The 24,972-nt window shown below is 41.0% G+C and carries 19 protein-coding genes; 5 read left to right on the top strand and 14 right to left on the bottom strand.

Annotation, left to right across the window (positions count from 1 at the left end; translation table 11 throughout):
* Nucleotides 1–3: 3 nt before the first annotated feature.
* The 6 genes from MTF66_RS00405 to fucP form a co-directional block, all read right to left on the bottom strand.
* Nucleotides 4–1,371 carry a MotA/TolQ/ExbB proton channel family protein gene (locus MTF66_RS00405; protein WP_248525886.1) on the bottom strand — a complete coding sequence of 456 codons (1,368 nt, stop codon included), beginning with the start codon at nucleotides 1,369–1,371 and terminating at the stop codon, nucleotides 4–6.
* Nucleotides 1,372–1,381: 10 nt separating this feature from the next.
* On the bottom strand, nucleotides 1,382–2,134 hold the full coding sequence (locus MTF66_RS00400) for a DUF3450 domain-containing protein (RefSeq protein WP_054552068.1): 753 nt from the start codon (nucleotides 2,132–2,134) through the stop codon (nucleotides 1,382–1,384).
* 176 nt (nucleotides 2,135–2,310) lie between these two features.
* Entirely contained in the window at nucleotides 2,311–2,916 is a 606-nt protein-coding gene (locus MTF66_RS00395; RefSeq protein ID WP_248525884.1) for a DsbA family protein, read from the bottom strand.
* Entirely contained in the window at nucleotides 2,917–3,996 is a 1,080-nt protein-coding gene (locus MTF66_RS00390; RefSeq protein WP_248525882.1) for a diguanylate cyclase, read from the bottom strand.
* Between the two features lie 19 nt (nucleotides 3,997–4,015).
* Entirely contained in the window at nucleotides 4,016–5,905 is a 1,890-nt protein-coding gene (locus MTF66_RS00385; protein WP_248525881.1) for a methyl-accepting chemotaxis protein, read from the bottom strand.
* A 347-nt stretch (nucleotides 5,906–6,252) separates the two neighbouring features.
* Nucleotides 6,253–7,524, bottom strand: a complete 1,272-nt coding sequence (fucP, locus tag MTF66_RS00380) for an L-fucose:H+ symporter permease (protein WP_248525879.1) — start codon at nucleotides 7,522–7,524, stop codon at nucleotides 6,253–6,255.
* Nucleotides 7,525–7,661: 137 nt separating this feature from the next.
* On the opposite strand from fucP, the gene MTF66_RS00375 reads away from it, so the two are divergent.
* The 3 genes from MTF66_RS00375 to MTF66_RS00365 all read left to right on the top strand — a co-directional run bounded on the left by MTF66_RS00375 (nucleotide 7,662) and on the right by MTF66_RS00365 (nucleotide 11,669).
* Complete coding sequence (locus MTF66_RS00375; protein WP_248525877.1) at nucleotides 7,662–8,879, top strand: AGE family epimerase/isomerase; 1,218 nt, start codon at nucleotides 7,662–7,664, stop codon at nucleotides 8,877–8,879.
* Nucleotides 8,879–9,832, top strand: coding sequence for a carbohydrate kinase (locus tag MTF66_RS00370; protein WP_248525870.1), 954 nt, complete (start codon nucleotides 8,879–8,881; stop codon nucleotides 9,830–9,832). The genes MTF66_RS00375 and MTF66_RS00370 overlap by 1 nt, the downstream gene beginning before the upstream one ends.
* Nucleotides 9,833–9,932: 100 nt before the next feature.
* Nucleotides 9,933–11,669, top strand: a complete 1,737-nt coding sequence (locus MTF66_RS00365; protein ID WP_248525868.1) for a hypothetical protein — start codon at nucleotides 9,933–9,935, stop codon at nucleotides 11,667–11,669.
* A gap of 26 nt (nucleotides 11,670–11,695) precedes the next feature.
* On the opposite strand, the gene MTF66_RS00360 is transcribed toward MTF66_RS00365, so the two are convergent.
* From MTF66_RS00360 to MTF66_RS00350, 3 genes are all read right to left on the bottom strand, one after another.
* On the bottom strand, nucleotides 11,696–12,220 hold the full coding sequence (locus tag MTF66_RS00360) for an RNA methyltransferase (RefSeq protein ID WP_054552060.1): 525 nt from the start codon (nucleotides 12,218–12,220) through the stop codon (nucleotides 11,696–11,698).
* A complete protein-coding gene (locus tag MTF66_RS00355) occupies nucleotides 12,220–12,717 on the bottom strand; it encodes a YcgN family cysteine cluster protein (RefSeq protein ID WP_054552059.1) in 498 nt (165 codons plus the stop codon). Before MTF66_RS00355 ends, MTF66_RS00360 begins: the two co-directional genes overlap by 1 nt.
* Before the next feature lie 66 nt (nucleotides 12,718–12,783).
* Nucleotides 12,784–14,607 carry a DUF885 family protein gene (locus tag MTF66_RS00350; protein WP_248525866.1) on the bottom strand — a complete coding sequence of 608 codons (1,824 nt, stop codon included), beginning with the start codon at nucleotides 14,605–14,607 and terminating at the stop codon, nucleotides 12,784–12,786.
* A 147-nt stretch (nucleotides 14,608–14,754) separates the two neighbouring features.
* Here MTF66_RS00350 and MTF66_RS00345 point away from each other — a divergent pair, with 147 nt between their 5' ends.
* On the top strand, nucleotides 14,755–16,023 hold the full coding sequence (locus MTF66_RS00345) for an amidohydrolase family protein (protein WP_248525865.1): 1,269 nt from the start codon (nucleotides 14,755–14,757) through the stop codon (nucleotides 16,021–16,023).
* A 195-nt stretch (nucleotides 16,024–16,218) separates the two neighbouring features.
* A complete protein-coding gene (locus MTF66_RS00340; protein ID WP_248525863.1) occupies nucleotides 16,219–18,630 on the top strand; it encodes a TonB-dependent siderophore receptor in 2,412 nt (803 codons plus the stop codon).
* A gap of 423 nt (nucleotides 18,631–19,053) precedes the next feature.
* Here MTF66_RS00340 and MTF66_RS00335 read toward each other — a convergent pair whose 3' ends face one another.
* The 5 genes from MTF66_RS00335 to adhP form a co-directional block, all read right to left on the bottom strand.
* Nucleotides 19,054–19,452, bottom strand: coding sequence for a hypothetical protein (locus tag MTF66_RS00335; protein ID WP_248525861.1), 399 nt, complete (start codon nucleotides 19,450–19,452; stop codon nucleotides 19,054–19,056).
* Between the two features lie 127 nt (nucleotides 19,453–19,579).
* Nucleotides 19,580–19,882, bottom strand: coding sequence for a hypothetical protein (locus MTF66_RS00330; protein ID WP_248525859.1), 303 nt, complete (start codon nucleotides 19,880–19,882; stop codon nucleotides 19,580–19,582).
* 124 nt (nucleotides 19,883–20,006) lie between these two features.
* On the bottom strand, nucleotides 20,007–21,614 hold the full coding sequence (locus MTF66_RS00325; RefSeq protein WP_248525857.1) for a UvrD-helicase domain-containing protein: 1,608 nt from the start codon (nucleotides 21,612–21,614) through the stop codon (nucleotides 20,007–20,009).
* 2 nt (nucleotides 21,615–21,616) lie between these two features.
* A complete protein-coding gene (locus MTF66_RS00320; RefSeq protein ID WP_248525856.1) occupies nucleotides 21,617–23,314 on the bottom strand; it encodes an ATP-dependent endonuclease in 1,698 nt (565 codons plus the stop codon).
* A 448-nt stretch (nucleotides 23,315–23,762) separates the two neighbouring features.
* Nucleotides 23,763–24,773, bottom strand: a complete 1,011-nt coding sequence (adhP, locus tag MTF66_RS00315) for an alcohol dehydrogenase AdhP (RefSeq protein WP_054552054.1) — start codon at nucleotides 24,771–24,773, stop codon at nucleotides 23,763–23,765.
* Nucleotides 24,774–24,972: the final 199 nt, after the last annotated feature.

Raw genomic sequence — 24,972 nt, 5'->3', positions numbered from 1 at the left:
GATTTATGCTCCTTTCTCGCTTCGCTCTGCGATGATACCTGCGCTTTGCTCTTGTAAAATCAACAGCATGTTTTTAGAACGTGTGTTAAGAAGTGTGTATAAGAATACTGTTGGGATAGCCACAACCAGACCAAGTACCGTTGTTACAAGTGCCTGAGAAATACCACCCGCCATTAGTTTAGGGTCACCTGTACCGAACAAGGTAATTGCTTGGAAGGTGTTAATCATACCGGTTACCGTACCTAGTAGACCAAGTAGTGGTGCTACCACAGAGATAATCTTAATTAGCGTCAGGTTACGAGTAATTTTTGGCATTTCACGAATGATTGCTTCGCTTAATTTAAGCTCAAGCGTGTCGTACGCTACATCTGGGTACTGATCTTTCACTTTCATTACACGACCAAGTGGGTTGTCATCACGTGCCACTGTATCTTTAAGCTGACGACGGATTTTGCTACCCATAATCATTAGAGATACAAAACGCTCAAGTGCGATTAGTAAAGCGATTAAGCCAACACCTAAGATGATGTAACCAACCGTACCACCTTGGTGAACCTGCTCTTCAGTATCTGGGGCTTGTACTAAAAGACCTAAGATTGAACCACCTGTAGGGTCAAGTGCAAACGGTACAACACCTGAGTTTGCTTGCTGTAAATCAGCTGCAGTTGCTGTGTAACGGCTGCTAGGCTGACGTGTAAGCTGGCTGATTGTATTTGTAGCCGGTGTGTACTCTAGGTATTTACCATCTGCGATTAAGTTAAATGCACCAACACGCACCACTTCTTTTTGTGCTTTGCTGCCACCTTCAACGATTACATCTGTTGTAAAGCGAGATACTTTACCTTGCTCAGTCATTTCGCGTTGTAATTCAAACCATACTTTTTCGATATCATCGATAGAAGCAAGCTTTGATGTTGAACCCATTTTTTGTGCTAGTTCATCCATGAAGTTACTACGACCAGGAAGCTCTGCAGAAACAACTGACGTCATGAATTTGTTGCTTGAATCGCCTGCTACTTGTTGTAACACACCGAATAGCTCTTTAAGTGAACCCATGCGGTTTGAAAGTGTATCTGTTAAGTTAGCTAGCTTTACTTCGTTTTCTTCAAACTGAGTTTCTAAACGCTCTGATTCGTTAAGCATTGCAGTACGTTTTGCTTGTGTATCTTTAAGCATTTGTACTTGTTCGTTTTGACGCGCCATGAACTCTTGTTCACGTTGTTTATTTTCAGCGCTTTGCTGTGCTTTACCTTGCTCTAATGTTTTTAGTAATGAGTCTAAATCCATTGGCTCAGCCGCTAGGCTACTACTAGCAAAACCAAGGCCAGCTGCAAACACGGCCATTTTTGTCATTTTAGTTAATAATTTCATCTCAAACCTCTTATTCAGCAGCGTGGACTGGCAGTGTTAACATATCTGGGGCAAGTTGCTTACGTGCAATGCGTAAACCTTTGTTGATTTGGCTGATTGCAGAATCTGGTAATTCAACAAACGATTTTGTTTCTTTATCCCAGCTACCTGCTTTTTTGCCATCGCGTGTTAAATAAATAAGTTCTAAACGACCGATGCGTAAGAAATCTACTTCGCGCTCTTGGCCATCTACATTCAGTAATGATGTGTACGCTTCGATAGTGCGACCGTAATCAACTTCTACTTGGTAAGCTTCAAGTAAGCGGCGGAATTTTTCACTTGAAGTGATGTCTGCGCGGTCCATCATTTCTTTTAATGATGCAATACGCTTGCTACGTTCTTCAGTTAAGAAAGGCACATCTAGTGCAACGAATTGCTCAAGACCTGTGATCATACGCATCATTAACGGCGTGATTTGACGCTCAATAACTGATACCTGATCCATTGACTCGTTTAACGCGTCCATTTCTGCAATTTGGTTATTTAATTGCTTAGTAAGTTGCGCGTTATAAACAGTTAAGCCGTCAATTTCTTTATTAAGGGCTTTGAATTGTTGTAAACGACCTTGCATTGAATCTGCAATCTTGTCGATTTTAGTTTGTGATTGCGCTGCAGATTTGTTTATCTCGCTGCTTTTATCAATTACTTTATCTAGATCGTTTGCATGTACTGCTGCAGATGCCGCTACAATACCTGCTAAAATCAGTGGTTTAACGCCTTTCATCGCATACACCTTTACTCGTTAAGTTAGCTTAATTTGCTAGTTGGGTTGTTTTATTGTGCGAAAGGATAACGATGAAAAATGACAAGCATGTTGCGCAAAAAATACAAAAATATGACAGCTGTAACAATTAGTTTATATTGCGCAAAGATAAGGCAAAAGTTGCAGGGTTTCGGGAACTAAATATGGGATAGGATTTGCTGATAAGTGCTTTGCCAGTCTTGATAATTAACAGGGATAGCAGCGTAGAGGCCTTTATTTTCAAGGACTAAAGAAGGAAAACCTTGAATAGGTAAGCTTCTCGCTTGGTTTATTTCGGCCAAAAGTAACGAATTTATTTTTTCACTTTCAATTTCGTTAATGAATGCGTTTTTTTCTAACCCTATTTGCTCAGCAAGGCTTGCAAGAGTGCTGATGTCAGATGGATTTTGTGCATCTAAGTAGTAGGCTTTTTGAATGGCGTGTAGCATTTCACATTCTTTATTGTGCTGCCTTGCAACAAGCACAGCGCGGCACGCTGGGTAAGTAGAACGACGCGGTTTCGCGGTATGCCAAAACTCATGATTAAATGGCGTGCCAAGCTGCTGTTCAATACGTTGCCATGTTTGCTGTAAAAACTGCTGCATCTCTTTAAGCATTGGCTCATCTGTATCAGGCGCAAGGCCACCCACTTTATATTCAATAGCCAGTTTATCGCCAAGGGCTGCCTTTAGTTTTAACCAGGTTTCTCTGTAACCCCAGCACCAACTACACATCGGGTCGTATACATAAATTAGCTTTGCCATTTAGCTTATCTCAGTTAAATCAGAGACCACTACATTACGCCCTTTTGCTTTGGCTTTATAGAGGTTGTCGTCGGCTTGTTTAATCGCTTTACTAAATTGACTGCCTCGCTCGAGGCTGGCAATACCAATACTACAAGTAATAGTCACAGACTGCCCCACATCATAGGGGATCTGTTTTTCGGCGACATAACTACGCAACTTTTCGGCCACGGCATGGGCAATGTTAAGCCCCGCTTTTGGTAGCAAAATAATAAACTCTTCGCCGCCATAACGGGCTTTTATATCTGTGCCACGTAATTTATCGTGCAGCATAGAGGTAAAGGCAATTAATGCCTGATCGCCAAAGTCATGACCATAAGTATCATTTAATGATTTAAAGTTATCTAAATCAATTAATAATACCGACATAGGTAAGTAGTTTGCCGCTTCAGCTTCAAGGCGCGGCTGAATATGTTCATAAATATAACGACGATTAGCAAGACCTGTTAGTGGGTCTGTTAATGCATCGCGTTTTTCTATTAAAGTAATATCAGCAATTTTTTGATGGCTTTTTTGCCTAAAGTATTCACTGATCCCAGAGAATAAAATCACCAAAGTGAAAGAGGCTAAAAAGCGTGAAGTTTCAACTTGCCCGTAATGCGCTTGGCCAAAGTTGGGGCTAAAAAGCAGTGCAACTGCACTAGCATACATAATTCCAACCAACACACTGCCCACTTTTAACCCTAAAGTGACATAAGCCACAATAGGGTAAAACATGAGCCAATATAAAGCGGTGTTTTCTTTGCCGCCGGTGTACACCAGTGCCACGCAAAGCAGCAAAATAATCGATAAAATAATGCAGCTTACAGAGACTAAAGCACCTGTGCGAAAGTAATAGAGCATGCACAGTACAATAGTTATATCGCTCACCACTAACATAATAGTGAGCGGTAAGGCGTAAATTTGATAGTTAGATAACACTAACGAAGTGATTAATACGGTGGCAAAAAAAGCCATAGTAACTAACGTGAAGGCACGGCGCTGTTTATCCGCCGTGTCGACACTGTTTAACGTAATGGCATTAAGCCAATTTTGATCCAAAATTGCAGTCTCTTAACAACTAAACTTTAAATTTAAGTACCAATTGCTCAAGCTCATAGAACTGGGCTTTCAATTTAGTGCACTCATTCAAGGTGTTATTAAGATTACTTTGACCTTGATTTGAAAGCTCACTAATTGAGTGTATGTCACTGTCTAGGCTTTGAATTACTTGGTTTTGTTCAGTCGTGGCATTAGCAACACTGTGGTTCACCTCATCAATTGATTCAATGGCACGGGTTACCTCAGCCATTTTATCGCCAGCTACATGAGCTTGCTCAACACTCTTTTCACTGTCGCGGATACTGGCCGTCATAACTTCAACGGCAGACGCAGAGCCTTGTTGTAACTGAGAAATGGTGTCTTCGATTTCTTGAGTTGATTGTTGTGTACGGTGCGCAAGTTGACGTACTTCGTCGGCTACAACCGCAAAACCACGACCCGCTTCACCAGCACGTGCAGCTTCTATCGCTGCATTAAGTGCTAGTAAGTTAGTTTGCTCGCTCACACCTTTGATCACTTCAAGCACTTGGCCAATGCTTACAGTATGTGCATCTAAACTATTAATGGTTTGTTGCGCCTGCTCCATATTACGAGATAAAGCATTAATAGCTGCTAAGTTGTCAGCTAATGCAGATTGGCTTTGTAATGATTGGCTGTTAGCACTGGTTGCTAACGTTGACGCATTACTTGCACTATTTGAAATTTCTACCGCACTCGATGTCAGTTCATTGATTGCAGTTGCAACGTTATCAGTACGTTTTGTTTGGTCAGCATACATGTCGAGCGTGCCTTGAGTTTGATTAACTAAACTCTCAACTAATCGCTCAAGCTCAACGGTGGTATTTTTAACTTGTTCGATTGATGTATGAATTTTCTCGATGAACGCATTAAAATAATGGCTTAACTCGCCAAACTCGTCATTATTTTCAACCTCAAGACGACGGGTTAAATCTCCCTCACCTTGGGCAATATCTTTAATTGCATCGTTTAAGCGTTGCATTGGGCGCATTAAATAGCGAAGTAAAAACTGCATCATTAATACAATCGCCGCTATACCCATTAGCATGTAAATAGCCGCCATATTTCTAAATGAGGCAACTGATGAGTAAGCAATTTCTTCGTTGATTACCACACCTAAATACCAATCAACGTTTTGAATTCCTTTGATTTTGGTAAACGATACTAATTTGTCTAAGCCACCTACCTGTACTTCAACAAACTCAGATTGTAACGATAAGCTTTTACCAAATAAGTCACTCATGTTTTTGTCGTTAAATTTAGTTTCTGGGTGGCTTAAAATGCGCCCTTCACTATCTAGTAAAAAGCCATAACCGAACCCTAAAAAGTCAATTTCATTGACGATTTTAGTAATGGTTTTCATGTCGATGTCGGCACCTGCAACACCACTAAATACACCGTTAGCTTGCATAGGCGCTACAGCTGAAATAGTCAGTTCATTGGTGGTTACGTCAATATAAGGGGCAGTAAAGGCAGTGTTTGATTTGTTTTCAACAAGTTTGTACCACGGGCGTGTTGTTGCATCGTAGTCTGGCGGTAAGACAACAGATTGGTCGTTTAATACAAAGGTGCCATCCGTGATACCGATATAGGTATTTTTAAAACTCCCCGCTTTGTCGGCTGTGTTCAGCTGAGTAAGCGTAAGCTCTTTGCTATCACCAAGTTGATAGGTATCAGCTACTGACGAAACAATCGCTAATTTAGCATTTAACCAGTTAGCTATGTTTTGCGACACTGACTGAGAAATCTCTTGAAGAACGAGCGAAAGCTGCTCCTGCGTTTGGCTGCGCATAGAGATGAAGTTATTAATGGTGAATAAACCGAGCACTATCACTAAAACCAGTGATGCAGCCACAGTTACCTTGGTGGTAAATTTAAGAGTGCTTTGCATGACAAACCTGTTTGTTATTTTTTTCGTTGTTAGCCTCTTTATATTTAACAAATTTAAAGCTCTTTGTCTTATAAAATTAAGCTAAAACTAGAAAAACGTTCCTTTTATTAAAGTACGCTTTCTTTGAAAATCAATTACTTTGTTAACGGCAGCCATTTCAACTTCTTAAGTCGCATTAATAAAAAAGCAGCAAAAACCCAATTGGAACGTTCCTATAAATTAATACTCAAACCGCCCCTGAATACGTATTCATTAAATCATTTTGTCATCTAGTTTTGTTCGCTATAGCAAAAAATGGCACAAAAAAACCCCGCAACTCAGTGCGGGGTTTTTATTAATTGTTATTTTTAGCCGATGCGTTTTTTCCAGCTATCTGCTAAACGTACAACGTTTAAGCCATACCAAGCGATAAATGCATAACAAATCACTGGTACAAAGAAGCTTTGTTGGATGTTTACTGTATCAGCAACTACACCTTGTACTAATGGTACTAAGGCACCACCAACGATTGCTAAACATAACCAACCCGAACCTTTACTGGTTAGTGAGCCTAAACCTTCAATAGCAACAGAGAAAATAGTTGGGAACATAATTGAGTTGAATAAGCCAATCGCAAGTACTGAGTAAAGCGCGACATCACCTTCAGTGAATATAGTCACTAACAGCAATACAATAACCATCATGGCATTAAAGAATAACGCTTTTGAAGGCGCAATTTTTTGCAGTGCTGCAGAGCCAATGAAACGACCCACCATTGCACCGCCCCAGTAATAAGCAATCAGGCTTGCAGCCGCATGCTCTTCAAGGCCAGCGATGTGTTCTTCGCCAAAATAGTTAACTAAGAAGCTACCAATTGAAACCTCAGCACCTACATAACAGAATATACCTACAACGCCCATCATTAAATGAGGTGCTTCAGCTAGGCTGTGGCCTTTCGCTTTACAGTCTTGCTCTTCTGTATGCTCTGCAATCACTGGTAATTTAAAGAAGGCAAATACGACAGCAATGGTCAGTAGTGCTGCTGCAAGCATAAGGTAAGGCACTTTTACAGATTCTGCAGTTGCTGCGCTTGCAGCTAATGTGCCTGCTGTACCAAAGAATAAAATACCACCCACATATGGACCAACTGTAGTACCTAGTGAGTTAAGTGCTTGCGCTAAATTTAAACGTGACGACGCCGTTTTTTCAGGACCTAACGCCACAACATACGGGTTAGCAGATACCTGTAATACGGTAATACCTGCTGCTAGAACAAATAACGCACCTAAGAATAACCAGTACTCATGCACAACAACCGCTGGGTAAAATAACATACAGCCAATTGATGCCACGACTAAGCCGGTTAATACGCCATTTTTGTAGCCCATTTTTTTAACCAACATACCCGCAGGTAGCGATACAATAAAGTAAGCACCAAAGAAACAAAACTGAACCAGCATTGCCTCTGTGTAGGTTAAATCGAACACCCCTTTTAAGCGCGGGATCAACACGTCATTTAAAACTGTAATGAAACCCCATAAAAAGAACAGGGTTGTCATTGCTGTCAGTGGTAGCAGGTAGTTTTTATTTTGCTGCGAACCATCGGCGACAAACGATTGGTTTGTATTAATTTCACTCACGTGGTTTTCACTCCGTTAACAAGTTACCTTTGATTCTACACATTGAAGTAAAAATAGCACAAAGATTTACTAGGAACGTTCCAATATTTTTATTTCCTGCTATAGTTGCAAGATGAACACAGATTTATTAGTAACGCATGGCCACAGTTAACTTTAAAAGCCCTGATTTTCTTAAGCAGCATATCCAAGATACCCTTGCTTTTTATCACCCCCATTGTGTTGATCATTCAGCCCATGGTTTAGCTGGCTTTTATCAGTTCTTTAAAGATAATGGCGCGATTTACGATAAACACACTCGCCATTTAGTCTCGAGCACCCGCTTTGTGATTAATTACGCTATGGCGTACATAGAGTTTAAAGACCCAGAATATTTAAGCCTCACTAAACATGGTTTAGCCCACCTTGAACATGCGCATAAACAAGCATCTGGTGGTTATGCTTGGCTTATTGAGCAAGGTGATAACGGCACAGTAACCGTGTTAGACGACACCAACCATTGTTATGGGCTCGCTTTTGTAATGCTTGCAAACGCGGTTGCTTTAAAAGCAGGGGTGAACGACTGCAAAAATACCATTTCGCAGGTATGGGATTTATTAGAGCAGCACTACTTTGAACCACAGCATAATGCCTATTTAGATGAGCAAAATACCGACTTTAGCTGTGCAGATAACTATCGCGGCCAAAATGCTAATATGCATTTATGCGAAGCCTTACTTATGTGTTTTGAAGCAACCAACGAGACCCGTTATTTAAAGCGTGCTATAGAGCTTGCCGAAACTTTTACCGTAAAACTGGCGGCCCACAGCCAGCAGTTGGTGTGGGAGCACTACTCTAAAAATTGGCAAATCGATTTAGATTACAACAAAGAAGACCCGCAGCATTTATTTAGGCCTTGGGGATTTCAACCAGGTCATCAAACTGAGTGGGCAAAACTGTTACTTATTTTAAACCGCCATATTGATGAACCTTGGCTGGTAACACGCGCTAAAAGCCTGTTTGATGAAACCTTAAGCATCGCGTGGGATCAGCAACATGGGGGCATTTTCTATGGCTTTGCACCAGATAAACAAATTTGTGATAGCGATAAATACTTTTGGGTGCAGGCCGAATCATTAGCCGCAGCAGCCCTACTCGCTGATGCCACAAATGACGAAAGCTATTGGCAATGGTACGAAAAAATTTGGCAGTACAGTTGGCAACATATGGTAGATCACCAATATGGTGCGTGGTATCGCATATTATCAGCACAAAACCAACCATACAGTGACGAAAAATCGCCAGCAGGTAAAACCGATTACCACACTATGGGTGCCTGCTACGAAGTATTAAGAACCTTAACCTTGAGGAATGCATAATGAGTTTAGTGTGTTTTGGCGAAGCATTAATCGACTTTTTATCAGATGGTAAACAACCAGAGTCATTTACCAAATATGCAGGTGGCGCACCTGCCAATGTGGCTGTTGCAGCAGCAAAACTAGGCCTTAACACCAGCTTTTGCGGCATGTTAGGCGATGATATGTTTGGTCACTTTATTAAACAAGAGCTTGATCAGCATGCGGTAAACACCCAGTACTGTACATTCACCGATGCAGCTAAAACAGCATTGGCGTTTGTATCACTTGATGACAGTGGCGAGCGCTCGTTCAGCTTTTATCGCCCACCAGCCGCTGATTTACTATATCGCGTAGACGATTTTGACCATGCAATGTTTGCAAATCACGCCATCATGCATGTATGCAGCAACAGTTTGACTGAGCACAACATCTATCAAACAACAATTTATGGTTTAACTCAGGCGAAAAAAGCCGGTGCAATTTGTAGCTTTGATATGAATCTGCGCGAAAACCTATGGCCAAGTATGCGCCATACTCTAGATAGAATGTGGCATGTTATATCTCTTGCAGATATCGTAAAACTCTCATTTGAAGAGCTTGAGTTTTTAAATCAAAAAAGCCATCAAGAAATGCCTCTTGAGCATACTATCGATGCCATTTTAAAGGCCGGTGTGACCTGTTTGCTAGTTACTAATGGCGGCGAAGCAATCAGCTTTTACCACGCAGACTTTAAAGGCCAAGTTAGCCCACCAGCTACAAAAGTGGTTGATACCACAGCCGCAGGCGATGCATTTATTGGCGGCATGCTGTCAAAGATTGGTCAGCACTGTGAAAACAAACAAAGCTTTAAAGCGTTTTGCCAAACTCCAGCGAATATCGAACAAACCATTGCTTATGCAGCTAAAGCCGGCGCTTTTGCTGTAAGCCGTTATGGTGCATTTGCATCATTACCTAGCGCAGAAGATCTTATATAACAGCTCATAATTGCTTACAAATCTATTAAGCACTCTAGTGGAGAGTGCTTAAATTTCATGGTATGTTTTTTAACTAATTAAAGAAAAAGGAATTCATCCTATGAATAATAAGCTTCTTGCTGGGGGCGCGATTGCCATTGTTGCAGGTGCGTTGTTGTACTCACAAAATAAAGCCAGTGTTGATGTAGATTTACCTGAGCTTGCCTACGTACCTGCCGATACGGCGGTTTTTTATGGTCAACTTAAACCGTTTCCGTACAGCAAATACTTTGCGCTTATGCCAGATGCAATGAAAGGCACGAGCGATTTAACGCCCATCATTGCTGAGCTTAAAACAGTTGATGATAAGAATGCCCTATTCCTTGCATCACTGATGGAAAAATACCAGCAATCACTGAGCTCTTATGATGCCTTCAAATCGATTTGGGGTTTTGGTGATGACTACAAAGGCATGATGTATGCGCAAGGTTTAATGCCTATCGTGCGTTTTCAGGTCGCTGATCAAAGCAGCATTATCAATAGCATTAAGCAATCTGCTGATGAAGCAGGTATTGCGTATACAACTGAAAGCCTTGAAGGCGTAAGCTACACACGTTTTACCATTGAGCTTGAAGGCTTAGATAACTTCAACCTAATTGCATCAACTCACAATAATTGGGCTACCATCACGCTGACCACTGCGCTTTCTAACGAACAAGATTTACGTATTGCCCTTGGCGTAGAAAAACCAGCTCAATCACTGGCTGAAACTAAAAAACTGCCTGAGCTAATTAAAACTTTCTCACTTGATGGTAACTCGGTTGGCTTTGTTGATCATCAACGTATCGCCAATGCTGTAACAGGCAAAGAAGACTCTCGCTTACACCAGATGCTCAAAGAGCTACTTGATAAAGCCCAGCAATCAAACGCATTAGCAATGATTTCAACACCTGAGTGTCAAGATGATATTGCAGCTATTGCCGCTAAATGGCCTGCAACAGTATCTGGCACAACAAAAACCCGTATTACCGCCGACTACGCCGATTTTGACGTAAAAGCAGTACTGCAAAGCACAGATCAAGACTTACTTAATACACTACAAGCCGTGCGTGGCTTTGTACCAAAACATACCACTGGGCTTGACGGGCAAATGATGAGTGTTGCCTATGGTATTGATGTAGCAAAAGTACTGCCACTGGCTAATACACTAACCGGTGCAATTAAGTCAGCTGAGTTTAACTGTGGCCCAATTGTCGCACTACAAAATGAAATGCAAGAAGTAAGCACCGCTGGCCTTGCTATGATGTCGGGATTTGCAAATGGCGTGCAAGGTATGAGTGTCAGCGTTCAAGATGCTGCATTTACTATCGATGACTACAATGGCCCACAAATAGACAAACTTGATGCCATCGTTACCCTATCGGCGACCGATGCCCATGGCTTGTATTCAATTGCACAAGGTTTTGTACCGCCGCTTGCTAACATAAAACTACCAGCCAATGGTGATGCGGTGTTGATCAATGAATACATTCCATCGCCTGTGCCACTTAACTTTGATATAAAAATGGCCCTTAAAGGCAATCATATTGTGATTTTCACCGGTGATAAGTCAGAGCAGATTGCCGAGACTTTAGAGTCGCAAAGTGTCACTAAAAATGGCTTTGTGAACATGGCATTCGACGTACAAAAAATCTTATTACCTTTGCTTGATACGATTGCGGCAACGGGTCAATTAAGTGATGAAGAAATGGCTGAGCTTGATTCACTACGCGACCAACCTGTGGGTGTTTATTTTGCCACAGACATTACCGACAACGGCATTGGACTTGAAAGTAACGTACAAATTACTAAAAAGTAGTTTTGAGTTTAGATCTAAAAAGAGCGCTATTTTGCGCTCTTTTTTTGTTGCCATTTAAGTGAGTTGTTAGTGTCTCGACTATTACAAATGGTGTCGTTTGAACTCTCAATACCACCGAGTTTGGCAAGTCGGTCGTAAAGCACAACATTGCAGGTTGCGGCTAGGTTCATACAGCCAATGGTTGGTACATACACTACTTCATCACACCATTTCAGCACGTCTTTACTGACTGAGCCATCTTCAGGGCCAAATACATAAAATGCGTTTTCAGGGTGCTTAAATTCAGGCAGTGGCGTTGCACCTTCAACAAGCTCAATCACCACAGTTGTGGCACCTTCAGGCTTTGCTTGCTCTAGGCTTTCGACTTGCGTTAGCGGAATATGCTCAAGCACATTTTTGGTATCAGTATGGTACTTATTAGCGCGTAAATAACGGCTACCAGTAAAAAAAACCTGCTTGGCATTGTAACAACCCGCGGCACGTAATACGCCACCCACATTGGTTGGGCTTTTTGGGTTTAACAAGCCAATGCTTGCTTTAAGGGCGCTCATTAATCAATGTCTCTGGTTGGCCATTCGGCCACGTATAGATCAAAGTCATCTAGGTCTACATCACAGTCTTTCACTGTTTTGTCACGCACAGAAATACCCAGCTCATGCATCATGTCTTTACTGCCACCGTTCAGTAGCGGGTGCCAAGACGCAAGGCCACGGCCTTCGTAAAGGCGGCGGTAGCTACAGCTTTGCGGCATAAAAAAGATATCTTTGAGGTTTTCTTTAGTGAGCTTTACACATGAAGGCACCAAGGTTTGGCGGTTCGCATATTCGCTACAACCACAGGTGTCGTTGTCTAGGTATTGGCAAACGATATTAGTGAAAATGAGTTCTTCACCCTCGCGAAGTTGATCCGTTGCGGTAAATTCATCTTCGTCTTCACTGTCGATAAATGTGTTTAAACAACATTTACCACAGCCGTCACAAATGGCTTCCCATTCGGGTTGTGACATTTGCTCAAGCGAGCGCTTAAGCCAAAATTGATCTTCTAACATGGTATTACTCAAAGCCCCTAAACAGCGCGCATTCTAGCGTAAAGCCAGAATGCGCGCAAAGTTTAGCTATTTTTGCTCGTTAACCCAACGCTTAATTTTCTCTTCAAGAATTGGCATAGGTAATGCGCCATCAATCAGAACTTGCGTATGGAAAGCTTTAATGTCGAACTTATCGCCTAGCTCTTTGCTCGCGTAGTCACGTAGTTCTTGAATTTTGAACTGACCTAACTTGTACGACAGCGCTTGGCCCGGCCATGCAATGTAACGCTCAACTTCGGCAATAATGTCGCTTTCGGCCATTGATGAGTTAGCCAACATGTAATCAATACCTTGTTGACGTGTCCAACCTTTTGCGTGGAAACCAGTATCAAGCACTAAGCGCATTGCACGTAATTGCTCATCTGATAAACGGCCGTACCACATGTAAGGGTCGGTAAATAGGCCAAGCTCTTTACCTAAGCTTTCTGCATACAATGCCCAACCTTCTGCAAATACCGTGTAGCCACCGAATTTACGGAATAGTGGTAACCCTTCAATTTCTTGTTGCAAGGCAATTTGAAAGTGGTGACCCGGCGCGGCTTCGTGAATAGACAAGGTTTCAAGTAAAAACTTAGGCTGTGCTTTTAGGTTAAAGGTATTGATATAGAAAATACCCGGGCGCGAACCATCTGGTGCTGGCGACTGGTAAGATGCACCCGCAGCTGATTCAGCGCGAAAATCTTCAACTGCTTTTACAACGTATGGCGCTTTTGGCGCAATATCGAACATTTGTGGTAGCTTAGCATCAATCTTTTCTTTTACAGCTTCGTACGCGGCAATTAACTCTTCTGGCGTATCGTAGTAAAACTCATCTGAGGTTCTTAGGTGTTCAAAAAACGCTTTTAAATCGCCTTCGAAACCGACTGTCTCTTTGACTTTTTTCATCTCAGATAAGATGCGCGATACTTCGCTTAAGCCAATGTCATGAATTTCATCGGCGTTTAGGCTCAGCGTAGTATGCTGTTTAATTTGATACTCATACCATGCTTTACCATTTGGCAGGTCGCTGTAACCAATGCTTTCACGGGCATTTGGAATGTATTCATTCGCTAAAAAGTCAGCCATTTTTTGATACGCAGGCACTAAACGCTCGCTGATCATCGCCGTGTAGGCGCTTGTAAGCTGTGCTTTTTGCTCGTCGCTGAAAGACTCAGGTAACTGAGCAATTGGCCCCCAGAATAGTGACTCTTCTGGTTTTTCTACAATATGAGTTTGAAATTGCGGTAATAGTTTTTCAGCAAGCGGCTTAGGAAGAACCACTTTGTCTTTCATGCCTTGGCGCATTGATTGCTCAACACTGTCTAACCACGCGATGAAACCATCAGCACGTTTTTCAAATGCTTGATAATCTTCAACCGTGTTAAAAGGCTGTGCACTTTGCCCAGAGCCTAGCGCAACAAAGGTATTGTGCGCCCCGCCCATTTGGTTAATTGGCATTAAGTAACTTGGAAACTGAGCGCCTTCAATCGCAAGGTCTAAATCGCGGGCTAGAATTTCGTAGCTCAATAATGATTGACCTGTTAATTGCGCTTTGTCGATATTTGCTAGTTTGTTTTTGTATTCTTTAACAAAGTTAAGCTGCTCGTCGCGGTTTGCTTTACTGATAGGTGCAATAAATTGGTCGTTATATTCGCTACGGCCAATGTAAGTACCACCAATTGGATTAAACTTTAAGCCTGCTTCAAAGTAGTCTGCTAGTAATGTATCAAGTTGCTCTGTGGCTGACGTTGCGCTAGGTGCTTGTTTGCTTACTTCTTGAGTTGGTTTTTCGTTGCTTGGCGTTGATTCATTACAACCAAGTAATGCAAACATCACCGCCGAACTAAGTAGTGCTAGTTTTACGTTTTTCATTCTTTCCCTGCCCTTATATTGAGTACGCGTAAATTATGAGGGTTTAGTTCCCTATTTAGCAAGTATCGCTGCAACTTATCGCAGTTTATTTACACTTTGTAAGCTGATTGCTAGAGTGGCGGCTCGACTTACCAATTTTGAATAAAAATGAAAAAGACAGCTCTTGCTATTAGCCTAGGCCTAGCTTGCCTAACCTCTTTAAATACCTACGCAACCACCTACTTATCGGCAAAAGCCATGGTAGATGTAAATTCAGGTAAACTGATTAAATCACCACTTATCAGTATAGATAATGGTCAAATTGCAGCCGTACAAAGTAATAAACAGCCTAGCTTAAAAGACGGCGATAAGCACATTCAATTACCAGAGCTGACTCTGGTGCCAGGTTTAATGGATATGCATGTGCATTTAACGAGCGACCCTACCGTGCCTCGCAGTGAGCGAATTGGTCAATCGATTCCGCGTAAAGCAATTAAAGCAGCGCACTTTGCCGAAAAAACACTGTATGCAGGTTTTACAACGCTGCGTAACTTAGGCGCAGAAGGCTACAGCGTGATTGCAGTACGCGATGGCATTAACGCAGGCGACATTGTTGGCCCACGTATTTGGGCGGCTGGCCCGTCTTTAGGTGTTACTGGCGGTCACTGTGATAACAACCGTTTACCACCAGAAATGAAATACACCGCAGAAGGCGTTGCTGATGGCCCATGGGCTGTGCGCGCTAAAGTGCGAGAAAACATTAAGTACGGTGCCAATGCCATTAAATTTTGCGCTACAGGCGGGGTATTTTCAAAAGGCACAAAAGTCGGTATTCAACAATATAGCCAAGACGAAATGAACGCCATTGTTGACGAAGCTCATTTGCGTGGCCTAACCGTTGCAGCCCATGCGCACGGTACCAGTGGTATTAAAGCAGCCATTGTTGCTGGTGTAGACAGTGTTGAGCACGTTAGTTTTGTTGATGACGAAGCCATTAAACTTGCGAAAAAACACGGCACTTGGTTCTCAATGGACATTTACAACACTGAGTACACCCTTGCCTTTGGTGAACAAAATGGGGTTGCAGAAGAAAACCTTAATAAAGAGCGCCAAGTATCTAAAAAGCAACGCGATAGCTTTAGCCGCGCAGTAAAAGCAGGCGTAAACATGGTATTTGGTACCGATGCAGCGATTTACCCTCATGGCGATAACGCAAAGCAGTTTTCACGTATGGTTGAGTTTGGTATGACACCGCTGCAAGCATTGCAGTCTGCCACCATCAATAGTGCCAAACTACTTAAAGCTGATGATCAACTTGGCCAAATCAAAAGCGGTTTCTTAGCCGATATTATCGCCGTAAAAGGCAACCCGCTTGAAAACATTGCAGTACTTGAAGATGTACAATTTGTTATGAAAGACGGTAAAGTTTTTAAATAAGCTATTATGCTGGCTTTGCATTAGTGAAGTCAGCAACCCTCCTTGTATCTATATCGTAAACAAAATTACCAACCATAAAATTAGTTGTTAGCAACTTGTATCTAAATAAAGAAATTACCCAAAACAGATAAATAAAACTTGAAATGAAAATAGCTCGCATTATCATTGCCAAAAAATCTCGATAATTTACCTATAATGACGACACATAAATACTCAATTTTAGCTCTAGCCTGCTTAAGCGCATTCAATGCAACCGCCAACGATTTAGATTCAGTTGAGCGTATTACCGTTTACGACAAACAAAACCGTGTAGTACTTGAATCTGGCCTTGCCACTAAATCAAATATGACCCTAATGGAAACGCCAGCCCCAGTTGTGGTTGTTGATCAAGAGCTTATCAACTCGCAAGGTGCAACAAACTTACAAGACTTAGTACGTAACATCAGTGGTGTTACCCAAGCCGGTAACAACTATGGTATCGGCGATAACTTAGTGATCCGCGGTTTAGGTGCAAACTATACATACGATGGCATGTATGGCGGTGCAGGCCTAGGTAACACTTTTAACCCAACACGCTCAATGACCAACGTTGAATCTGTAGAAGTTCTTAAAGGCCCTGCAACGGGCTTATATGGTATGGGTAGCGCAGGTGGTGTTATCAACCTTATTGAAAAGAAACCGCAATTTACTGAGCAGCACACCGTTAATGCCGAGCTTGGTCAATGGGATAGCTACTCATTAGGCTTTGATAGCACAGCAGCATTAACCGACAACCTTGCTTATCGCGTTAACGCAAAAACCGCACGCAGCGATGGTTACCGCGACTTAAAAGACGACCGAGATGAAATTTATGGTGCGTTAAAATACGTATTAAGCGACAAACAAGACATCATGATTTCGGCCGCTTACATCAAAGATGCCATTGCCGTTGATTCAATTGGCCACCCTATTCGTATTTTTAACAGCGACTCAGTGAATGGTAAAACCGCAGGTGAAGTAACCGCTGCTGATTTAATTAACGATGCAACGGCAAAAGGCCTGCAACTAACCGATCAGCAACGCCAGCAATTAGCAGATTCACTGGCAGCAAATGATGGCTTAACACCTTACACCTTTGGCCATAACGGTATTATCTCGCCAATGGCGAATGATAACGAAGGCGAAGAACTACGCTTTAAGTTAACTCATAATTACTTTATTACAGATAATTTATTTTTAAATCAGCAACTACAATACCGTAATTACGAATCAAGCTTTGCCCGCCAAACGGGTGCTTATAACTATGTTTATTGGAACCGCAGAGGCGTGATCAATGCCGACCCGCGCGCTCCTTTAGTGGTTGATGACGTACTTTACCCATTTGCCGCTCGTCGCCAAGAGTACCGCCAAGTAGAAGCAGACGAAAAATCATGGCAATACTTTGCTGACTTGCGTTATGACTTTAGCTTTGCCGGTATTGATAACGAATTACTGGTAAACGCCAACTACGAAGACCGCGATATTCGTTTTAAACAATACTCAATTTACGATGCCGACAAGGTCATTAAAAACAAAGATGGAGAGGTTATTTACCAAGGTCAGTTACCTTACATTTTTGATATTCGTAACCCGAACTGGGGCGAAGGTAGCTTTTTTGATTACGACCCGCTAAAAACCAGCGATTACAATAAAAAAGTTCAAGCTTGGGGTGTGGGTATTCAACATGTTGCCTATATTGACGACACTTTCACAACCCGTGTAGGCGTTGCCTTTAACCGTATTAAACAAAGCTACGAACACTTTGGTGTTGATGCACGCTACCGTGCTAGTGCCGCCGAGCCAACACCAGAAGCAGATACATCAGACAGCGGCATGACCTACAACCTAGGTGCAACCTACAAACTGAGCGATGATATTTCGTTCTTTGTAAACCACTCTAAAGGACGTACAGCCTACAGTGTACTTGGTAGTGTGTCTGGTAACGAAGCAGACCGCGATGACGCCGAGTCAGTCAGTAACGATATTGGTATGCGTGTAAAAGCCTTTGACGATCAACTACTAGCATCACTTGTGGTGTTTGATAGTGCCCGTACAAACCTTGAGTATGCCAACCCAGATTATGAAGCCGGTGTATCTGATGCCTCAGTACCAAAAAGCTTTTACGATGGTGAAGAGCAAACCAAAGGTGTTGAACTTGATTTAAATGCCGATTTAAACGAGCAGTGGAAACTTAACGTAAACGCGGTGTATCAAGACGCCCGCGATAAGAAAAACCCTAACTCATCATCTTTCGATACTCGTCAAAAAGGTGTGCCTTATGTAACAGCAAGCAGCTGGTTAAGCTATGACGCTAAATGGTTTAATTTAGCCGAGCCACTTACAATCAGCGCAGGCGTGCAATATGTTGATGACCGCAGCACAAACTCAACCTCGTTTGGTATTCCTGATGGCTACGTGCCAAGCTACACGGTTTACGACGCTGCAATTCAATACCAAACAGATGATTGGAAACTACAGTTAAACTTAAATAATTTGTTTAACAAAACCTATTACTCAAAAGCAATGTTCTTAGGCGGTATGCCAGGTGAAGAGCGTAATGCTAAATTAACCTTTAGCTACACACTTTAATTGTGAATTGATAGCAAAAAGCGCGGCTTAGTTAAGCCGCGCTTTTTTGTTTGGATTTTTGATATTAAACATAAGATGATAGATTTTAAATGACAGATAATTTTGAGGGATTTTGTGAATTTTAAGGCAATTTTTCTAGTTGCAATGCTAGTTTCATTTAAAGGAATCACAATGGAAAACACATACTTCACATGGCCGGAGTTCTCTAAAAATTATAACGATGAAATTAATAGTGCAGATTCTGTTAATGCACTACTAGCGAAATACTGCAGGAGTTAGATAGGCTATCAGTAATTTGCTTCAGTGCTTCCATGGATAGCTCTCTCCTAATTAAAAATAAATTTATAGTTCGCTGGCACTGTTGAACATGGTGAAAACAGCCAACTATGAATTTACCCTATTTATTACCTTGTTATATACCTTTTACTTATGTGTCCTTATTTTAGGAAGCTGTATTTGTAATATCACAAATGCAGGAATCAACGGTAAAAATGCCAACCAAGATAATGGAGTAACAATCCAAAACCAGATAAACCAAGCTTCTGCGATAATTAAAAGAAGTAATTTTTTAACGCGCTTGAAAAGAATGCAGTCACCGATAGCTAATAAAGGTAAACCAAAACATAACGAGCCAAATAAGACTATAAATGGGTGCGGAGCCTCAATTTGAATGTTCTTTATCACAGAAAAGTAAAATTCGTTGCCATAGCTGTATAACAATGGGCTCATTAGTAAAAACACCCAAACTGCGCTCCAGCTAGCATTACGCTGATGCTTAGAGTGGATTTTATTTTTTTCTTGAAGCTTGCTCAATACATCCATTTAACTCAGGCTCTCTAAGTAAATAACGAAAAACTATGTGCTACTATGTTTGGTTAAAATTAGTCACGAGAGCGCACGCCAAGGTTTTGCGTCCCAACGAGCGGTAGCTAGTGCCATAATTTGTTTGTTATAAGGCACTACTACCTACCAGAAAAATCACAATAAAGAGTATTACCACGAAAGCTTGCTTTAGATCTGACTTCGCTTTTTTAATATACGGGTCTAGTTCTGGTCGATAAATGCTATAGTTATCTGGTTTTCCGAAAATCAAACCCCAAAACTGGTCAAAGTATTTCAATTGGTTTTCGATTTGCTTAACAAGTCCCTCTTCTCCAAGAGCTTTATTAAACAACTGACCTAAACTTATACTAGCCCTTATCCAAAGTCCAAACCCAATGCTAAAAAATAGAAAGAAAAGAATAATTTCCAAGTCATTGTTCCTTATAACGCCTCAAACATCGTCACCGTTTTCGGTTTCCGAGTATTTTGGCTTGTTACACGTAATTTAGACGACTCCCAAGCCCGTTTTGTTTGCTTCAATCTTCCTATGTGATTCATTGGTATAAGCCTTCAAGTTGAGGTAAACCTAGAAAATAAGATGGTCTTGAATTTCCATAGTTTCCTTGCGCGTTTCTGCGTAACGATGTACGAATTAAAATGCAGCATAACTCAGCTCTCGTGATCCCAACATAGTGTAGGTTAGTATCTTCGGCTAGGCTTGGGTAATTAACATCATCCCAGTTATCACCTGGAATTCTATGTGGAAAGGACCACTCCTCCATATCTAAATGAAATACTATTTTGAATTCTAGTCCTTTAGATTTATGAAGTGTCATTAATTGGACTTCATCTAAAGCTATTGGTTTGAACAACTTGATCAATGTATCTTGGCTCCAGATGAGCCTCACAGCATTATTTTCTTTTTCAAAATCATCAAAGCCAATTAGTTCAAGTAAACCGTTACTCTTATCAATAAAATCCTCTAGTGTAGTTTCTGATCGGATAGCCTTTAACTGTTTTCGTAAGTCCGGCATATTTCTCTCTGGCAGTTGAAAAAAATACTTTTCTATCACGTCCTGAGCGGTTGCAACAGCTCCGAATTTATATGATAGTAAATCTGAAAAAACGTCAGCACATTCAGTACCTATGTCATTGAGTGGGGTATCAATATATAGCCTGTAATTATGCGTTAAACCTTTTGAAAATTCTCTTAAAGATATTTCTTTCTTGGCTAGGATAGCTATATCTGATGCGTAGGTAATTGTGTTTTTTTCTATCCAATCGTCTATCCATGGCGAAATATGTTCTGCAGCATTTTTTAAATTCCCACGAATAAGGCGCCTAAATACATAAATATCATCATGAACTATCAATTTGTATGCAGCATCAAGGACACGAGAAGCATAATTAACTATTGATGGGTGACATCTATGATTTAAGTCGAGTTCAAAGTGCTGGAAGTTAGCCTTGTCTTTGGTTAATGCAAGCAAAAATTCTGGTTGACTTCCCCTGAATTGATATATCGACTGATCAATGTCTCCGACTGCCGTTGCGATTAAACCAAGCTCCTTTATTTTTATGAATAGTTCATGCTGAGCTTGAGACGAGTCTTGATATTCATCTATAAAAACATGCGAATAACGTGCTCTTATATAGCGCCGCGCGGAAACAGAGTTGCTAAGAATGAATAATGACAATGCTGCAAAGCTACTCATCCACAATATACCTGCATCATACAATGCCTTAAAACCAGCATCAGACCTAAGTTCGTCATAGGTAGGTGAATTGTATTTTTCTGATAAGTAAAGTTGCTGATGAGAGTCTAGTTTCTTTACTATATTACAATTAGATGGTTTACCATCCCATATTCGACCTAAAAATGGCAATATAATTTCTTTTAAGCAAAAGCTATCTATTGTGCCGAAAAAGCTCAATTTTGTGTCGTGAGCATTCTCTTTACAGCGCTTCTTAAGTTCCCCACTCGCTTTTTTTGTGAAAGTAATAGCAATCACACCTTTATGGCTAGGTAGATTCGGTGTAACCCCTCGAATTTTTTCCTTCATCACGGTGGTTTTCCCGCTACCTGGGCAAGCTGTAATAACAATGCTACCTTCACAGTCAATAGCGGCCTGCTGCTGGAATGTTGGATTAAAGGTAGTCATTACTAAGTTCTTCTCATCTCTACTAGCTTGTGTAATGGTTTTGCTAATTCACCATTATTCAGCTTATGAAGATCTCTTGAAATTGATTTGAGCAGCATTCTCATTCTTAGCGCTTTTTTCCCTTGGAGGTACCTGATAGCCGAATCACGGTCAGATTTTCCAACTGCTGTTTGTACTTCATCAGATAACTCTTCAACCAAGTCAGTTTCTAAATCTACTTTAGATAAAAATATTCCTTTATCATTCAGCATATCAGAAGCAGTCTGCCAGTCTCCATTATCCACAGTATCTTGAGAAGAAAACTCGGCATAGCTTCTATCGAATGGGTCTTTACCTAAAAGACTTAAACAACGATTAATGCCTGCATGCTGCCATTCATTTTTGCCTGGTATTTTTGAAATATCGTTATCAGTTCTCATCGTCCATGGAATTTGAAGTGCATCGAGTATTGATATGAACACTTTAAAAGAAATACCGTCGACGGAAAGAATTGACAAGTTTTCAAAATCAAGGTCAATACCCAAGGCTTTAGATAGTGACTGATAAAAAAGCATTTCAGATGGCCCCTCAACTAAAAATATACCGTCAGAGAAAAATGCTTCAGCTGGCAAAATACTCATTCTGTAGCTCATATCTTCCCAACCTGACTCAATGCAACATGAGCATCCCTCACTAGCAGCTACCGTTGATGAACATTGGTGAACTAACCGTATGATAGAGTCAGGCGAAAAATTTACAGTTATCTGTGGTGAATGCGATGAAATAATCGTTTGACCTGGCAATTCATCAATTAAATAGGTTGCCAGCTTTCTCTGTTGATGAGGGTGTAAATGTGCTTCTGGTTCTTCTATAACATAGAAGATAACTTCGTTTTCTAAATCATGCTCTTGTGCACTTTTTGCTTTCCATAAAGCTAATAGAATTTGATTATTTCTCCCATCTCCACCGAGCATCACATTAGAGCCATTGCTGTTAGCACCAAGCTGTAGCTTTTCTATAAAGTCATTAACCTGAATTGCCCCCGTATCAAGTTGCACCTTATAATTAGCATAATGATGGGCTAATTTCTTTAGTTCATCATTAACGTCATTTGTTGCTTTATCTACATAAACTAATTGAGACACTTTATCATTGAGGTTTTCTAAGTCACTGCTGATCTCTCCAAGTAAATCATCATCTTCTTGCCTCTCATCCTCAGAAAGTGATTCTTGAGCAATTTTTAATAGCTGCCGCTTTTCTTTTCGGATGAACTTTTCTAAATCACGTTGAGACTCAATATACTTTAAGTGCATGTGCTTTAGATAAAAACGACTGTTTATTTCCTGGAAATTATCAACTGAAGGCCCAATAAATAGCTTATAACTTAGGCTGCTACGTTCTGCGGTATATCTTAAAAAGGTTTCATTATCTTCACTGACGCTGCCCTTGAGAACCGAAATGACAGCATCTTCCGTAATATCTGAAAACTCAACGGTAATTGATATTTCATCGCTAACGCCGTTGGAATTAATATGAAAATCAAGCTCATTTGGCTCGATATCCGCTTCAGATAAGCTTTTGTCTAATAGTATTCTTAACGCATGGAGCAAGTTGCTTTTCCCAACATCGTTAGCACCAATAATTAAAGTGTTCCTGTTAAAGTTAATAATCGAGTTGGAAAAATTCCTAAAACCTTCCAAATGCACTTTACTAATTTTCAATTCTTTTTCCTTGTAGACAATTGTAGGGATAACCTTAATTACCACATTTAAACTTATTACTGTGTATCTGCAAATGACGTGTAACATTTTAGTATTTATGCGACACGCAGTTTGTGTTACATAATCGTTTGTTGGACTAAGCCGCTACCTGCTCGGTATGACAGAGTTGGTGTTGTTTATGCTGTGGGAATTTGCTTTTTGAAGGTTCTCACTTTCCTAGCTAATTTAATTAACTTAGCTAGTGTTTTGCATGCTTTCCCTGCAATGATCAGCGGTTATTATGTATGCATTACACCTAAATTTAGCTAGATAAGCAATTATATTTTTTAACATAAAATGGATGTTTTATATTCAGTTAAACAGGTTAACTTATTGATACCATGTGCAATATTGCTGTCAGATTCAATTTAATCACTCAAACAAACCTGACAGCGTTAACTGACTCAGATTAAAGCGTCATTACAATTCGACCTGTGATATCGCCTTTGAGCATATCGTCAAAAATATCGTTGATATCTTCGAGGCGTTTTTCTTCTATAATGGCTTTAACTTTACCTTTCGCTGCAAAGTCGAGGCATTCTTGTAAGTCTTTACGGGTACCAACAATTGAGCCAACAACAGACACTCCATTTAATACGGTATCGAAAATTGGCAGTGGCATATCTTCGGGTGGCAAACCTACAAGCACGCATTTACCGCCACGGCGTACGCTTTTATAAGCTTGCTCAAAACCGGGTTTTGATACGGCAGTACACACAACGCCATGTGCCCCGCCCACTTGTTCAAAAATGGTTTCTGAAGGCACTTGCTTCATAAAATCTATGGTGATGTCTGCGCCAAGCTCTTTGGCCAGTGCCAATTTGCTCTCGCCGGTATCAACGGCAATTACATTAAAGCCCATTGCTTTTGCGTACTGCACTGCTAAATGGCCTAGGCCGCCAACACCAACAATTGCAACCCAATCACCCGCTTTGGCATCAGTCACTTTAAGCGCTTTATAGGTTGTAACCCCCGCACAAAATAGTGGTGCGGCTTCTGAAAAACCTAATCCTTCAGGAATTTTAACCACGTAATCACCATGGGCTACACAGTACTCGGCGTAACCACCATCGACTGAATACCCTGTGTTGTGCTGCTCAAGGCATAAGGTTTCTTTACCTTCTAAACAAAACTCACAATGACCACAGGCGCTATATAACCAAGGAACACCGACACGGTCGCCTACTGATAAGTGTTTAATGTTTGCGCCTACTTTTTCGATAGTACCTACCCCTTCGTGGCCCGGTACTAATGGCATTTTTGGTTTAACTGGCCAATCTCCATGACAAGCATGTAAATCTGTGTGGCACACCCCACATGCGGCAATTTTAACTAGCACATCGTTAATTCCCACCTCTGGGCATGGGATATCTTCGATAGTTAATTTACCTTTGTACTCTTTATTTACTGCAGCTTTCATAACGTTCCTCCATGGTATAAATTGCGATTCAGCCTATACGATAAACTTATTAACTGTCACTATTATTGATCCACATCAAATAGCTAACCACTGCGGCATTTAATTAAACTATTATTTAAATTCAATAACTTAAATTTAAAATATGATGTATCTACACTTTAGTAGTAGCAGATTGCATAGTGGCTATTTCTTTTAGTTA

Source organism: Pseudoalteromonas sp. 2CM39R (assembly GCF_023161845.1).
The sequence above is the reverse complement of the archived record's forward strand: the minus strand, read 5'-3'. Positions and strand labels throughout refer to the sequence as shown.

Coding starts and splice junctions, on each gene's coding strand:
- MTF66_RS00395 (WP_248525884.1), bottom strand. CDS start 2,916: ATGGCAAAGCTAATTTATGTATACGACCCGATGTGTAGTTGGTGCTGG.
- MTF66_RS00365 (WP_248525868.1), top strand. CDS start 9,933: ATGAATAATAAGCTTCTTGCTGGGGGCGCGATTGCCATTGTTGCAGGT.
- MTF66_RS00375 (WP_248525877.1), top strand. CDS start 7,662: ATGGCCACAGTTAACTTTAAAAGCCCTGATTTTCTTAAGCAGCATATC.
- MTF66_RS00370 (WP_248525870.1), top strand. CDS start 8,879: ATGAGTTTAGTGTGTTTTGGCGAAGCATTAATCGACTTTTTATCAGAT.
- adhP (WP_054552054.1), bottom strand. CDS start 24,773: ATGAAAGCTGCAGTAAATAAAGAGTACAAAGGTAAATTAACTATCGAA.
- MTF66_RS00335 (WP_248525861.1), bottom strand. CDS start 19,452: ATGGATGTATTGAGCAAGCTTCAAGAAAAAAATAAAATCCACTCTAAG.
- MTF66_RS00355 (WP_054552059.1), bottom strand. CDS start 12,717: ATGTTAGAAGATCAATTTTGGCTTAAGCGCTCGCTTGAGCAAATGTCA.
- MTF66_RS00340 (WP_248525863.1), top strand. CDS start 16,219: ATGACGACACATAAATACTCAATTTTAGCTCTAGCCTGCTTAAGCGCA.
- MTF66_RS00400 (WP_054552068.1), bottom strand. CDS start 2,134: ATGAAAGGCGTTAAACCACTGATTTTAGCAGGTATTGTAGCGGCATCT.
- MTF66_RS00405 (WP_248525886.1), bottom strand. CDS start 1,371: ATGAAATTATTAACTAAAATGACAAAAATGGCCGTGTTTGCAGCTGGC.
- MTF66_RS00325 (WP_248525857.1), bottom strand. CDS start 21,614: ATGACTACCTTTAATCCAACATTCCAGCAGCAGGCCGCTATTGACTGT.
- MTF66_RS00385 (WP_248525881.1), bottom strand. CDS start 5,905: ATGCAAAGCACTCTTAAATTTACCACCAAGGTAACTGTGGCTGCATCA.
- MTF66_RS00350 (WP_248525866.1), bottom strand. CDS start 14,607: ATGAAAAACGTAAAACTAGCACTACTTAGTTCGGCGGTGATGTTTGCA.
- MTF66_RS00345 (WP_248525865.1), top strand. CDS start 14,755: ATGAAAAAGACAGCTCTTGCTATTAGCCTAGGCCTAGCTTGCCTAACC.
- MTF66_RS00360 (WP_054552060.1), bottom strand. CDS start 12,220: ATGAGCGCCCTTAAAGCAAGCATTGGCTTGTTAAACCCAAAAAGCCCA.